Source organism: Sulfitobacter sp. 1A12157 (genome assembly GCF_043557345.1).
Taxonomy (GTDB): Bacteria; Pseudomonadota; Alphaproteobacteria; order Rhodobacterales; family Rhodobacteraceae; genus Sulfitobacter.
The window spans coordinates 1-13596 of record NZ_JBIFFV010000008.1 but is presented as its reverse complement, the minus strand read 5'-3'; the positions used below and the strand labels follow the sequence as shown (position 1 = coordinate 13596).

Annotated in this window: 8 protein-coding genes and 2 pseudogenes; 7 read left to right on the top strand and 3 right to left on the bottom strand. The window is 54.3% G+C overall.

The window, feature by feature from the left end; translation table 11 throughout:
• The first annotated feature begins 174 nt into the window (after positions 1-174).
• The 5 genes from ACGYLC_RS13660 (at position 175) to gmtX (ending at position 7874) form a co-directional block, all read left to right on the top strand.
• Entirely contained in the window at positions 175-1650 is a 1476-nt protein-coding gene (locus ACGYLC_RS13660; RefSeq protein ID WP_394423357.1) for a tyrosine-type recombinase/integrase, read from the top strand.
• A complete protein-coding gene (locus tag ACGYLC_RS13655) occupies positions 1637-4744 on the top strand; it encodes a VPA1269 family protein (protein ID WP_394423356.1) in 3108 nt (1035 codons plus the stop codon). The genes ACGYLC_RS13660 and ACGYLC_RS13655 overlap by 14 nt, the downstream gene beginning before the upstream one ends.
• Positions 4734-5177 carry a hypothetical protein gene (locus tag ACGYLC_RS13650; RefSeq protein WP_394423355.1) on the top strand — a complete coding sequence of 148 codons (444 nt, stop codon included), beginning with the start codon at positions 4734-4736 and terminating at the stop codon, positions 5175-5177. The genes ACGYLC_RS13655 and ACGYLC_RS13650 overlap by 11 nt, the downstream gene beginning before the upstream one ends.
• 80 nt (positions 5178-5257) lie before the next feature.
• Complete coding sequence (locus ACGYLC_RS13645) at positions 5258-7249, top strand: AAA family ATPase (protein WP_394423354.1); 1992 nt, start codon at positions 5258-5260, stop codon at positions 7247-7249.
• Positions 7242-7874 (top strand): gamma-mobile-trio protein GmtX, encoded by a 633-nt coding sequence (gmtX, locus tag ACGYLC_RS13640; protein WP_394423353.1) that lies wholly within the window; start codon positions 7242-7244, stop codon positions 7872-7874. Before ACGYLC_RS13645 ends, gmtX begins: the two co-directional genes overlap by 8 nt.
• 257 nt (positions 7875-8131) lie before the next feature.
• On the opposite strand, the gene ACGYLC_RS13635 is transcribed toward gmtX, so the two are convergent.
• Positions 8132-8461, bottom strand: a complete 330-nt coding sequence (locus ACGYLC_RS13635; protein WP_394423352.1) for a helix-turn-helix domain-containing protein — start codon at positions 8459-8461, stop codon at positions 8132-8134.
• Positions 8462-9091: 630 nt separating this feature from the next.
• On the opposite strand from ACGYLC_RS13635, the pseudogene ACGYLC_RS13630 reads away from it, so the two are divergent.
• Positions 9092-9286, top strand: a pseudogene (locus ACGYLC_RS13630) (hypothetical protein); the annotation flags it as partial.
• Between the two features lie 103 nt (positions 9287-9389).
• Here ACGYLC_RS13630 and ACGYLC_RS13625 read toward each other — a convergent pair.
• Together ACGYLC_RS13625 and ACGYLC_RS13620 are read right to left on the bottom strand one after the other, a co-directional pair.
• The gene (locus ACGYLC_RS13625) at positions 9390-11720 is read right to left on the bottom strand and encodes a mechanosensitive ion channel domain-containing protein (protein ID WP_394423351.1); all 2331 of its coding nucleotides are present in this window, start codon (positions 11718-11720) and stop codon (positions 9390-9392) included.
• A gap of 236 nt (positions 11721-11956) precedes the next feature.
• A complete protein-coding gene (locus ACGYLC_RS13620; RefSeq protein ID WP_394423350.1) occupies positions 11957-13312 on the bottom strand; it encodes an IS1380-like element IS1247 family transposase in 1356 nt (451 codons plus the stop codon).
• A gap of 94 nt (positions 13313-13406) precedes the next feature.
• On the opposite strand from ACGYLC_RS13620, the pseudogene ACGYLC_RS13615 reads away from it, so the two are divergent.
• Positions 13407-13596 (top strand): annotated as a pseudogene (locus ACGYLC_RS13615) (hypothetical protein); the annotation flags it as partial.

Here is a 13596-nt window from a genome sequence, read left to right as displayed (position 1 = left end):
GTCGGTAATCGCGGCACGAACCGCTTTTGCTGCGACTGGCCATTCTCTGAGCTTTTTTTATACCGCAATGCTAACTGCCCTTCACCGACTTGAGAACAAAGCAAAGATATTGATGGACAACATGTATGGGGTAGCCTACTTTCTTACTCGAACACGAGGGGAAGGTGGGATGAAATGCCGCGTTCAGTCACCTACCACCTCATACGATCATTGCCTTCGCCACGTTTGGCTTCGGAGCATGTCCCTGTTATCATCGTATCAGAAGAAGAAGGCTTTTTTCTAAGAGAAGCCTACGAGTTCTTTCATGATGATCGCTATAGCTCACTAAGTCACAGTTGGCGAATGGCGGTCGCGAAAACGATCGGTCTTTTTTACGATTTTTTCAAAGCCTCGGAAGTCGACGATTTCAAAGAAGGTATAAGTAAGCACAAGCTTGTCCGAAACTTTCTTCTTGCCCTCCTAAGGGGAACAGTGCTTCAGGACGGCTCTGACCTTACAGGGCTACGTTGGCAGCCTTGCAGTCCCGAGGTGTATGCCGTCCGGAAAGCCCACCTGCGGGTGTTTCTTAACGCCCTCACAGACCTGACCGCCGAAGAAACCATTATTCCAACCCGTTTTATTCAAGCCTCTATCGATTCGCGGGCCCTCGAGAATAGAAAAATAAGGTCGATTCTATTTCATGTTGGAACGCCTAGGCAAAGGTCCGGCGAGCGCAGCTATGGTGGCCGATCCATCGGTGTCATCCGTAAATGTGCAGGATTTGACCCTCAGGCTTTGTTGAACCTTCTGCAGGTCGGATGTCGCCGAAGCAGGTCAATACCAGATTTTTACGACAAACTCGGGAACCCTACACTGGCAAGCGAATTCAATTTAAATTTGTTGATGGCGATTATCTTAATGGCTGGAGGTGGGCTAAGGCAATCAGAGCTTTTTCATATATTCTTTGAAGACATCCATCCCGATAGAATTTGGATGTACCATCCTGAGCACGGCTTAGATCGAAAGGGGGCTAGGAGGGTTGATATTCTTAGGGACCAATACGCTCTTCTTCCCAGGAATATGATTACGGGAACTCAGCGCGCAGGTTGGAAGACGTTCCTAATTACAGATGCTGCAAGAAATCGGTCACCGCTGTTCCTCCTACCCTACTTTCATGAACTGTTCTACAAGGCATTCTGGGAATATAGACGCCATATTTACCCTTCGAACCCAGCACATCCGTATTTGTTCGTATCCACTGATGCCCGCTATTACGGGGAGCCCTGGACAATACAGGGTCTAAAGGATTCCTTCAAAGTCGCAATGAAGAAGGCGGGTATCGAACAGTCCAAGTCCAATGATACCAACCTGCATGCTTTTAGGCACAGCTACGGCCAAACGCTTGTATCGATGAAGTTATCACCGCTCCATATACAGGAGGCAATGCATCATTTAAGCATTGAAAGCCAGAAGGTATATACTCGGCCAAGTGACGATGTGGTAAACGCAGAACTGCAAGACGCTGCGAAGCGTATGCGCATTCAGAAAGACGGTAAATATTCAGACCTCCCAGCTCTCGAGATCCCTGACTTGATTGGTGGAAGATATAAAAGTGATCCGGCCGGCATATTTACGCCGCAAGTCTTGGGGGCGAATCGTGACCGAATATAGGCATGTAACTGCGTCTGTTAAAGTTATTGGCATAGCAAAAATAAACCTCAGCAAAAGTCGGCTTTTTGTAGACGAGAGCGCTAAAGGCTGGGCGCGCGCAAACGAACTGGTGAGACAGGAACTCGCGAAGGATGGCGATAAGTCGTTCTACAAAGTTAGTTCCAGAACCTTCCTATGGAATAGATATTTTAAAAATTCGAGTAAGGTTAAGACTCTTGGATTTTGGGAGGAGGTTCTGGAAGAGGTATCGAATAGAGATGAACTCGACGTCCATACTGAGGTCAAGGCAGTCATTCGAAAGACGCTGTTGGAGGTCATCGAGCATTACCTGAACGCTGATTGCGTTCTCCTGCCTATGGTGGCACCGAGATCGAAAGAAACTCCTAGTTGGCACGCGCAAGAAAAGGCTAACATCTATGGCCAACCCTACGAAAAGTTTTATCGATGGTATCGTGAGGATTGTAGCGCTGTAAGAAATCGAATGAAGGGGGCTGGCGCTAGATATAGGTTTATCTTTTCAAGCGTGCGTGTCCCTGATTGCGCATCCTATACAAAAGCTGTCGATAAGTACATATCAAAGGGTATCTTGGACGCCGGTCTCTATAGAGATGCGTTTTATGACACCGCGCGTTTTCTACAGTTGCTTGCGTCAAAATGCCCGGCTGAAGACGGGAATGAGCCTTTTGCAAACCATCTGAGCGTTAGCAGTAACATCCGTAGCGCTCCAAGGACTGGCGTATTTAACGCTAGTGTCGAAGTGACACAACTCGTTGACCCTATTCAAACAATGAAGTCCCACCTTAATGTGAAGCTAGCGGTGCTTCAGGATTCGGTAAGAAGCGAATGGGTAGGAGCCATTGAAGATTGGATCACTTCAAGCACCGCGGCAAAAATTTCGACGCTTTATAATGATATCGTATTCCTATGCGAATGGATGGCATCGAATGGTTTAGCCGATAATAAGCCTCAGGAGCTCAATCGCCGGCACTTTGTGCAACCGAAGCAGAGAGGCGTTCCTGACGCCTTCTTTGGGTACCTAAAGGGGCATGGATGTATGCCGCATGCGAAATCAAGGATTGTCCGAAATCTGGTTGATTTTTTTGCGCATTGTAGTGATGCATGGCTCGATGAAACTGGGCAAACTTTGATTTCCCCCCTGAACGAAAGCGATAAAAAAAGGTTTCCTGATAAGTATGCCCGGGAGCGAGGAAAGTCGAATAAGCCAGTTTTACCTCGCCGTATAATTGAAATGGCCAAAAAAATCATTGTCGAAGATGATTACTCCTTCGCTAGGAAGCTTGAGGATCAATACGTAAAAATCGGATACCGTGGAGCCGAAGAGAACTTATTCGTCCCCACAATCAGTAATCTTCTGTTTCTGATCTTGTCTCTGCCCATTCGAACTGCACAAGCAGTCATGCTGGACAGCGGAGAAGCCGATGATTGTGTCGTTTCGCTGGAAGGGAAACTTTCAAAGAACAAGCATCCCCTCGCTCAGAAGGGAAGAAAGTTGGGATACGCTCGACGGTTCGTGGGAGCGACGCCTGGCACAGAGTTCTGCGGCGTGTTCGTGAACACGAACAAAGAACAAATTCATGCACAAAAAGGGTATGAGATACCTTTCCACGATTCTAAACTGATGGAAATTCTTGCTGCTCAGCGGCTTTTTCAGGAAAAGTATAATCCAGTTGATGTATTAATCAACAGAAGTCAATTGTCCGGGAAGGACTGGAAGTACCAGGGTTCGCAAGTTGATCAGCTCGAATCCTACACGTTCATGTTTCGTGATATCCGGAAGGGGTCGCGCCGATGGGACCTTCCTACGAGGCCCGAAATTAACCGTCTTTGGCTTAGATTGTTACAGGAAGTTCAGTCGCGCCTCGAGTGTGAAGGAACACCTGTTCAGCTTGTCTGGATTGACGGCAAAGAGAACCTCAGGACGGAGTTCACGCTTCATTCCCTCCGCGTAAGCAATATCACGCATTTCATTGAGGCTGGTGTGCCACTTCATGTACTGGCTGAGTTTCTTTCCGGCCACCAAACTCTGGTAATGACCCTTTACTATACTAAGCTTGGTCCGAGAAAGATTCATGAGGTAATCGCGGAAGCTTCTAAGAATCTCGCCGAATCTGATGAGGACGAGTTCTTCGACAGGCTTTGCGAAACTTCGGATGAGCTGCTCAGCGAGAACCTCGTAGGAATGGGCGACGGACACGACAAGTTCCCGAGCGGTGATCCAGGCCTATGGCATATCGACATTGACGGCATCTGCACCTCCGGAAAAACTTTGTGCGAACAGGGGTTTGAGCGTAAGGACCTCGAAACCGGGGTCGTCTCTTATGAGAGGATTCGCCCTGACGGGTTTAACTGCGCACTTTGCCGATTTTATATTACGGGACCCGCATTCCTCGCAGGACAAGTGACCCTCGCGAACACACTACTCTATTCGATCCGGCAGCGAAGTGAGCAGCAAGAAGAAATCTACCGGCGTGTGAAAGATGCACGTGCGCGGGGAAATAATAGAGCGGCTCGCAAAGAGCAGGACTTTCTCGATAAAGTTACTATCGAACTCGAAGAACGCATAGCTTCTTTGGGGACACGCATTGCAAACATCTATTCGAGTCTTGATTTGATGAACGAACAAGATGAAAGAGGCTTTGAAAAAACAGCGCTCGTCACTAAGCTGGATCCTCGTGAGCTTGAGGCGCGCGTGTCTGAATCATCGATTTTCGAGAGCGTTGAGTGGGCATCGCAAGCTCTTGAATTTTTCCCGCAACTTCCTGATTCCAACGCGAGATTTCGGAAGGGCATATTGCTTGAGCGGATGGCGGAGAAAAATGGCCTGAAACGATTGCTCCTTAAGCTGTCAGACGATGAGTTGCTCAGGGCCGGCAACCGGCTAACGATCATGATGACCGAATTATATGGGGCAAAAGAAACGGATGACCTTATGTCCGGCAGGCTGATGCTCGAAGAGATCGGTGGCCTAAGTTCATTTGAAACCCTGGTAGGCCGAGCTATCCAACTCGTTGGAGACGATATCGATGCTGTTTCAGACCAAAGTGATTCTATCGGAATTGACTATGGCCGCTAAAAGAAAAAGTACTGCACAGATATCGATTGAGGCAGTCCGAAACTTCCAGTCGTGGGTAGAGGAAAAGGTTAGAGAAGGAACCCTTGACCGCTACGTGCGACGAGGGATGTTGAATAGAAGTGAGATCGCACTGGAGTGTGGATTTTCTCGGTCATTATTCAGTAGCAACAATCAATTAAAGGCTGAGCTAGCGCTGATCGAGAATGTGCTATTGAAATCAAGGAATATCTACCAACATTCTGACAGCGACGAAAGCCAGGGTGATCCCACTGCGCTCGAATCCAAATTGGCAAGAAAAGACCGAGAAATAAATGCACTTCGGGAGCGCCTTGCGAACAAGACCGCTGAGAATGAAGAGCTTAAACGGAAGTTGCTGGCGAGTAATACAATCTTGGATGTAGTTGTCCCGACTGGTCGTAGGGTGAAGCTATGATCCGAGTGGGCACGAAGTTTTGTGTCCGGAGCGACGTTGCCTTCGCATCAGTTGATGGAAATGGTGGGGGGGGTCATTCGATGGAGGGGGATCGGCTCGTAACGAAGCGAGAAAACAGTCCCATTGATAATTGGCCCGCGCTGTCCCAGCTAGGTTCAGAAGCAGGGAGGCGGACCAACGCGCAAAACGAATTTGTGTTTGGTGAACATTTGTTTGAGCAAAGCTCCAAGGCCAACATTATTCGCTTCCTTGCAGAGGAGCAGATGTTCCACGGCATCGGATACGTTCGCGCTTCCAAACTGGTTGAAAGGTTTGGAGTTGGACTTCGTGATGCGATTGTAAATCGTGATGCTGGTATACTCGATCTGATACCGGCGGATACCGCAATTGCCCTTTTCGAAAGTTTCAGTGATGCAGCGGCAGGTGCCGAGCTCGCGATGTATCTCGATGCCCTCGGTGTGGATAAATGGCTTGGCAGTAAAGTCGTCAAAGCCTGGGGCCAGCTGGGAGCCAAGAGCCTACAGGCGAACCCCTATCTTCTGATTAGCTGGCTGGACTGGAAAAAGGTCGATGCCATTGGCCAGAGCATGGGTATTAGCCCAAGCGATCCGAAACGCCTTTGCGCTGCCTGCGAGTACTTTTTGTATGGTCGGCTGAACCAAGGTCATACATGGACATCTGTGGAATATGCAGGAGAACGCTTAGTAGCGTTTCTGGGGCAACAGCTCGGTGCTGAAGCAATAACTGCTTGTGTCGATAATCACGGTGCCATTTACAACGATGATGGGCTGCAACCCTTCGGTGCTGCGGTCATGGAACAGTATATCCTTTGCCAAGCCCGCACCTTGCAGGTCGCCCAGGAAAATCTCTTTGACAGCGTTATAATGCCGAAAGAATATTTTAGCCGGCATATTCGAAAGATCGAGTGCCAGCAGGGCTTCGGGTTCACACAAATGCAACTCAAGGCCGTCAGAAGCGCACTGAAGCATCGATTCAACGTTTTCGCAGGATATGCTGGCAGTGGCAAAACCAGTGTCCTAAGAGCCGTCTGTGAGCTTGCCGAGGCGTGTGGCTTGAAGATCCATTTGATGGCTCTCTCCGGTCGCGCTGCGAAACGCATTACCGAAGCCACCGGCTACCCATCGAGCACTATTGCAAGCTTCACAAGAAATCACGCGGGTAGGGAACTTGAGGAGGCCAACCTTATCCTAATCGACGAAGCCAGCATGGTCGATTTGCCGGACCTCTATAGAATATTGAGAATTGGAGCAAAGGCGCGAGTTTGCCTCATTGGTGATCCCGCTCAACTGCCCCCAATCGGCTTCGGAGCCCCTTTTTGCGATCTGTTTGAATATCCCGGGATTCAAAAAGTAGTACTCGATAAGGTCCATCGTCAGGACGAAATGACCGGCATCCCAGCGATTGCGAAGAACATTCGATATGGCGTCTTGGATGATCTGGAGCGCTACACTGGCGTGAAGGACGGTGTTCAGCATTTGCAAGTAAACCAGAACCAAGCACCGGAAGCTATCTTGGAGATTGGTAAGGATTTCGTCAAGGCTGGCTGCAGCAAAGACGATATGCAGATCATCGCACCGGTCAAAGGCGGCGAGGGAGGCGTCAACAACATCAACAGGTTCATGTCATCGCTACGATCTGCCAGAGAATTAATGACCGGGAGCGTAACCATCAGGGTCGGAGACCCCATCGTTTACTTGAGCACTGATCAGGGTAGAGATCTTAGGAACGGCTCCCTGGGACGTCTTTTGAAGCCAGACTTGGCTAACTTTGAAGGTAATATTGTCTCTTTGGGTGCTGATGATATCGAGAATATCGACTTAGCCTATTGTCTGACGGTTCACAAAAGCCAGGGCAGTCAATGGGATCGAGTGATTGTTCCGCTTTTCAGCTCGACACGGACTTCCTTCGTCGAGCGCAGCTTGATCTACACGGCCATCACCCGTGCGGCGAGACAGGTAGTTATTGTCGGTGACTACGACGCCTACGAGCAAGCTGTTCGCTCAGAAACTGCCGCCAACCAACGACAGTCTGGGATTATTGCACATGGGTGATTTCGTCAAAGCGCACGCCATTGCTTCAGAGATCAGCAACGGAAAATCGCCCCGTCGGGTCAGAGCCGTTAAGAATATCGTGGCCGCCTGTAAGAAGATCATCGAAGAAAATGGTTCTGTAACTTTCGCTTCGGTTGCAGAAAGGATCGAGCTCCTCGGATTGCAGGGCGGACCGAAGGCCCAATCTATCTACAACACCGATGACCTGAAAGCGCTCATCAGGGCATTCGCCGAGGAAGCGGCCCCAAAAGAGGTTACACGGAGCGCTAACGCTTCATTTTCCTCTGATGAGGAAGAAATAATGGCGGCCTTGCTTACCCCGCGCCTCAAAAGCATGTTCCGGGACATTGTGGCAGATCGTAGCAAAGCGCTTACGCAGATGCGTTTGCTGGATAGCTTCGTAACTAAAATGAAGAAAACTAACGGTGCTATCGACGGGAGCGAAGGAAATGCTATCGTCACGATAGGACACAATTCTAATGAAGAAATAGAGATAGTTCGCGAGTTCTTCGAAGTCCTGGTCGATTACGGATTCAACTTGGAAGACGGCGAGATCGTGAAAGGCAACAGACCTACTAACTCTCGTAAGTTCGTAGCCCTTATGCAAAAGAAGGGGTTGCTCTAGTGGCCATTCGACTGAAAGGGGTGGAAAGATAGAAAGATCGCATCCGCATACTACTACTGGGTGCAGGGTCGCTACAATAGCATATACTTTCACCGTCAAGAACAATGTGAAGTGGCGCCAATTGCAAGGTTCGTCCTTGGAAAACTTTGCAATTGAATGTTCAAATCTAGGCCGGGAAGACGTCTTGCAGAGGTCGGCACAAGCTCACGCCGTGGCGAAACACAAATTTGCACGCTTTGGACGAACTTAAAATTGCTTCAGCGTAAGGTTGTAGGGGCGTCTTCAAAAATCGGCTGTAGAAACTGATGCGGCTCCATGCCGATACACTTAAGTATGACACACATTTCAACCACATCTAAGCGACGTTCTCCTAGCTCATATTTCGCTACGTAGGAGGGCGGCTTTCCTAGCATTTTCGCAAGTCCTGCCTGCGACAGAGCCGCAGCCTTCCGAACCTCAACCAAATTCCTGCGAAAAAGCAAGTATGTTTCCGTATGCGCAGCGCCTGCCAATGTTTTGCTCCGATCATGCTCGACAAGCTGCTCTACATCGGTTAGCAGGACGCTCCCAAAATAGGAGTAATTCATGCCCCCTCTGAACGGAGAACTTACCGCACGCGGTTTAAGCAATGACCTTGTTTTGCCGTTTTTGCTTATTTGGTACGGCTGGCTTTCGAGAGAGCAGGGAACCATTGCGAAAAAGCGTGGTCTCATAGTTATAAAACATAGCCCATCCGCCGCTTTTGATGGAAGACGCGCGTACTTAACGAAACGTGGGAATCGGAAGTTGAAAACTTGGCTGGTAGACAACGTGGATCTCGACATGGCATACGCCTACGCTACCTATCTAAAGAAGTACGGCAAGGTAGGTGTAGATCGCTGGTGCCTGTACGCGGGCTCTCCCCTTGGCCTCAAATCGAACGGGTTCGATTGGTATCACAGTAAGGTAATCCGAATGTCGTGAGGCGACTTCCCTCCAGCGCTGACTTCGGGATGCAACCGCCGGACGTAATCTACCCTAAACCGCCGTTTGAAAAATCCCCAGCCATAAGCGGGAGGGCTAATTCCGAACCTTAAATATTCGGAATTGGCGCTGTCGCGGGACACAGGCCTGATGCTCCCAATGGAGACCGACAGGGGGACAGACAGGTGAAGAGACTGAGGGAGATCGTTTTGATCCATGATATGAACCGACATTAACCAAACACCTTTACGGGCTTCTTCCGGGCGATCTGGGTCAACGAGGTCGTGGTGAACGGGCTCGAGATCCGGCCCTTCGGGCTCGAGAGCGTCGAGTTCGACGAGGCCGGCACGATGGAGATCGACTTCCTGGCCATCAAGCCCGGGCGCTACTTCCTGCGGATCCCCGGCAGCACCGGCGAAAGCCAGCGGGTCGAGATCTCGATCCAGTAAGCGCGGCTGCCGCGCTGCCATGCGGCGGGGCGTCGGTCGTGATCAATGAGAAAGGGCCGCGCAGCATCGCCGCGCGGCCCCTTTTCTTGTCCTGTGAAGGTCCTCAGTTGTCGCCGGGGGTCTCGCTGCCCTCCGCGACGACATGGAAGGACTGGGTCGCGCCCGATTTCGACTCGCCCAGATAGATCGTCTGGTGCGGGAAGGGGATCTCGATGTTGCGGGCGTCGAACACCTCTTTCAGCACACCGTTATAGGCCCGTCCAACCCCCCACTGGGTGCCCGGCACGCACTTGATCCGCGCCCGCACCACCACGGCGCTGTCGCCGAAGGCATTGATGCCGAACCACTCCAGATCGCCCATGATGTTGGCCGCCTGCTCGGGATCGGCGCGCAGCTGCTCGAAGGCGTCGAGCATGGCCTGCTTCACCTCGTCGATGTTCTCGCGGTAGGCCACGCCCATGTCGCAGACGAAGTAGCCGAACTCGCGCATGAAGTTCGTGACCATGTCCACCGACGAGAACGGGATCAGGTGGTAGGCGCCGCTGACGTCGCGCAGGCTCACCGAGCGGATGGTCAGCTTCTCGACTACGCCGGTGGTGCTGCCGGCGGTGACCACGTCGCCCACGTTCATCGCGTTCTCGAACTGGATGAAGATGCCGGTGATGATGTCCTGCACCAGTTTTTGCGCACCGAAGCCGATGGCAAGGCCCAGCACCCCGGCCGAGGCGAGCAACGGCGCGATGTCGAGACCGATCTCGGAGAGCACGAACATCAGCGTGATGACGACCAGCGCGATGGTTGCGGCATTGCGCAGCAGCGTCAGCAGCGTCTGCTCGCGCGAGGTCGCCACGGTGCCGTATTCCGGGTTCAGGCGATAATCGACCCACGAGGTCATGCCGACCCAGATCGCGAAGGACACGAGCAGGACCGCCACGACCGAAAACACCGTCGCGGTGAACTCGCGCCCGAACTGGCCGGCCATCCACGCCCTCAGGTCGATCACGCTGATGGCGTTGAGGGCGAAGATCACCACGAGGGCGAAGATCACCAGCCGCAGCACGAAGAGCGCCTTCGGCACGAAGGTGTTCAGCCGCCGCTGCAGCGCCGGCAGGCGGGCGTTGACGGTGTCGGGAAGCTGCACGCCGTTGACCATGGTCCGGGTCATCACCCCCGCGACCGCCACACCGAGGATCGCCAACAGAAGCACCTGACCGGAGTTGATCAGCGACAGGAAGGCGGCGTCGCCGGGCTGGACCAGCACCAGCACCAGCATCACCAGCAGGTAGATCAGGGCCGGGATGTGCCAGTTGCGCGCCAGCACCTGAAGCCCGCCACGCTTCTTCTTGGGCGTTTCGGGCGTGCCCATCGGGAACTCTTCGCTGGCCGGGGTCTCGACCGGTTCGCCCTGTTCCTCGAGATGGGATTCGCGCACCATGTCGGCTTTGCTGCGGCCACCGCGCTCGAGCCAGTCGGCCACCGGTCGGCGGTTGCGCAGCACCATCCAGATCGCAAGCCCCACCACGATCACCGCGATCAGCGCCGAGACGGCGCGGCCCGCGGAGGCCGAGATGCTGGCGTTGAGGATCGGCACGATCAGCAACTGGCCGTAGCCCACGATCCCGACCATGAAATTGAGCCGCGACCCGAGGTATTTCGCGGAGCCGTCGGAGATCGGCAGCGGACGCAGGCTGCTCGAGGCCGGCGACACGATCAGGCGCACGCCCACCTTGGCCAGCTCGACCAGCAGGAAGGCGTTGAGATAGAGCGTCTGGCGAATTCCGATCTCGCCGAAATTGCCAAGGAACAGCGTCGCGATGAGATAGCCGGCAGCCCAGGCGACGATCACGATCAGCGCGTCGATCAGGGCGGAGGCGATGAACAGCAGCGTCGTGCGCAGGGCGCCGCTGGCCTCGGCCTTGGCGTCCATCCGGGCATAGAGCGATTTGCCCATCCAGCGCAGCGCGAGGAACACCGCCACCGTCACGACGATGATCAGGGCCAGTTGCTTTGCGGCTTCGAGCAGCACGCCGGCCTCGCCGCCGCTCAGGCCCTCGAAGACCATCGGGGCGCGAATGATCTGGGTCCAGGCGGTTTCGAGGCCCGAGGCGATGTCCTGCGCGGCCTCCTGAGTGATCAGCGCGATGCGCCGGCTGAACGAAAGCGCCTCGGGCGGGGTGGCCCCATCGGCGGCGAGGGTCTCGACGATCTGGTCGTCGACCGGTGCGTCGGCCTCGCTCTGCGCGGCGCGGAGTTCGTCGATGAGGGCCGCCCGGCTGTCGTCGTTCTCGATGACGTCGAGGAGCAGGTCGAGATTGCTTGGGGCGGGCTCGGAGGCCGTGGCCTCCTGTGCCAGCATCGGGTGTGGAAGGATGGCGCTGCAAGCAAGCGCCACGAGGAACAGCATCGCTGCGGTCCAGCGTCTCGGAAAGGTCATGTCACCACGTTTCTTCCTGCATTCCCCAAGTGGCGTGTCGTTTGAGGTGAAGATCGCCTGTATCCGAGCGCTAGACAAGGATTTTCTGCCGCAAGCGGCACCTGCGGTCGCGCAGACTGCTGGATCTGGACGGATCAGACCGCGAAGCCGCTGTTTCCTTGCCCAGGGGCGGCGTTTTTCAGCGCAGCGGACAGATCTGTCCAGCCGCTTTCGTTCAGTTTGAGCGTGGATCGCGATCATGCGCATAGCGGTGGCGCTCGCAATCGGCGGATAGCGGCGAGGATGGCGCGTACCATCGTGCCGGTGACAGCGACCTCGGCCAGCTGGAAGGTGATGGTGCGGGCGTGACGGACCACACGTGCCCCGATCTTGATCAGCTTCAGTTGCAGGCTGGTCAACGACCAGTCGGCCATGGCCTCGGGCAGCTCGATGCAGCGCAAGAAGGTGGCCAGGTTGTACGCCAGGGCGTGCAGTTGCAGCCGCACCTCATTGTCGCGGAACTTCCGGCACGACAGCCGCGTCCAGCGAAAGGCGTATTTGCCCTCTTTGATGTGCTGCTCGGCGGTGCCGCGCTGGTTGTAGAACCGCACCACCCAGTCCGGCTCCATCGGCAGGTTGGTGACGATGAAGCCGACACGCGGGAACAGTTCGCCCGGATGCCATTCGATCTTGGCGATCACCCGGCGTTCCTTGTCCCAGGACGCCGCCTGATACTCGAATTCCTCGAAGAACCGCTTGACCTTGGTCAGTGACGGCCGCCCGACAGGGCGCGTTAGCCGATGCGCGATCTTGTCCTTGAGGACCGCGTTTGCGGGCAGCCGGATGGCGTAGAAGAACCGCGCTTCTTCCAATCGCTCATAGATCGCCGGGATCGCGTAGGCAGCATCGGCCCGGAAGAACCTGTCACCAAGGTCGCGCTCCGCGTAGCGCGCAATGACGGGGTCGAGAACATCACGCCAGCCATCGGCGCTGTGGACGTTGCCATGGCGCAGGGCGCAGCGTTCCAGCATCCCGAACTGGTTGAACAGAAAGTTGGGGTGATAGCAGCTACAGTCGAAATGGCCATTCCAGGCGGACCCTTCCTGGTCGCCATGGGTCGGGCTGACCGAGCTGTCCATGTCCAGAACGATGTACTTCAGCCCGTTACGGTCATGGAACCGGTCGATCCATTGCCCGTTCAGGTCGGCCAGCGCGGCACGGTTCCCGGCCAGAGCCAGCGTCTCGGTCTCGAACCGTCCCATCTGCGATGCCGAGGCCGCTTGTGCATCGACCGCTCTGCCGCCGACAACTTGGCGCATGACCGGATCGCAGGCGAGACGGTTGGCGTCGTTGACATCCTCGTATCCGGCCAGCCGCCCAAAGACTGATTGCCGGGACAGGCCGTCGAGCCGATGGACCGTGTTCTTGCCAGAGCGAGTATCGCGCAGCGCCGCTGACGCCAAATCGGACAACCCGAGCGCGTCATCAAGCTCGCGCATCACCAGAAGGCCGCCGTCGGAACTGAGCTGCGTGCCGCGAAATTCCAGCCGCACGCGAGGGTCGAAATCCACCCGATCTGCCCGTTGCAAGCCCGCACCCTCTGGGTGATCCATGAAACGCGCCCCTCGCAGCCTTCAACACCATGTTTTATATAGGAAATATAATGGTCAGGACAGCGAAATCAGCGCCTTACTTTGGAAATGTGGGATGAAGAAACAGGGTCTCAGCATTTCTGCGATCGCGTGGAAGGTTGGCTGTGACCGCAAAACAGTGCGCAAACGTTTGAAACGCGGCCTTGAAGCGCCGATCTATGGCCCGCGTGAACTGGCCCCCATTTCGACCGGACACCTTGGACTGACCAAGGAGATGGGGTGGTTGCCGTCCTCCCCAAACGGCA

Coding starts and splice junctions, on each gene's coding strand:
- ACGYLC_RS13635 (WP_394423352.1), bottom strand. CDS start 8,461: ATGAATTACTCCTATTTTGGGAGCGTCCTGCTAACCGATGTAGAGCAG.
- ACGYLC_RS13645 (WP_394423354.1), top strand. CDS start 5,258: ATGGAGGGGGATCGGCTCGTAACGAAGCGAGAAAACAGTCCCATTGAT.
- ACGYLC_RS13625 (WP_394423351.1), bottom strand. CDS start 11,720: ATGACCTTTCCGAGACGCTGGACCGCAGCGATGCTGTTCCTCGTGGCG.
- ACGYLC_RS13620 (WP_394423350.1), bottom strand. CDS start 13,312: ATGGATCACCCAGAGGGTGCGGGCTTGCAACGGGCAGATCGGGTGGAT.
- ACGYLC_RS13660 (WP_394423357.1), top strand. CDS start 175: ATGCCGCGTTCAGTCACCTACCACCTCATACGATCATTGCCTTCGCCA.
- ACGYLC_RS13650 (WP_394423355.1), top strand. CDS start 4,734: ATGGCCGCTAAAAGAAAAAGTACTGCACAGATATCGATTGAGGCAGTC.
- gmtX (WP_394423353.1), top strand. CDS start 7,242: ATGGGTGATTTCGTCAAAGCGCACGCCATTGCTTCAGAGATCAGCAAC.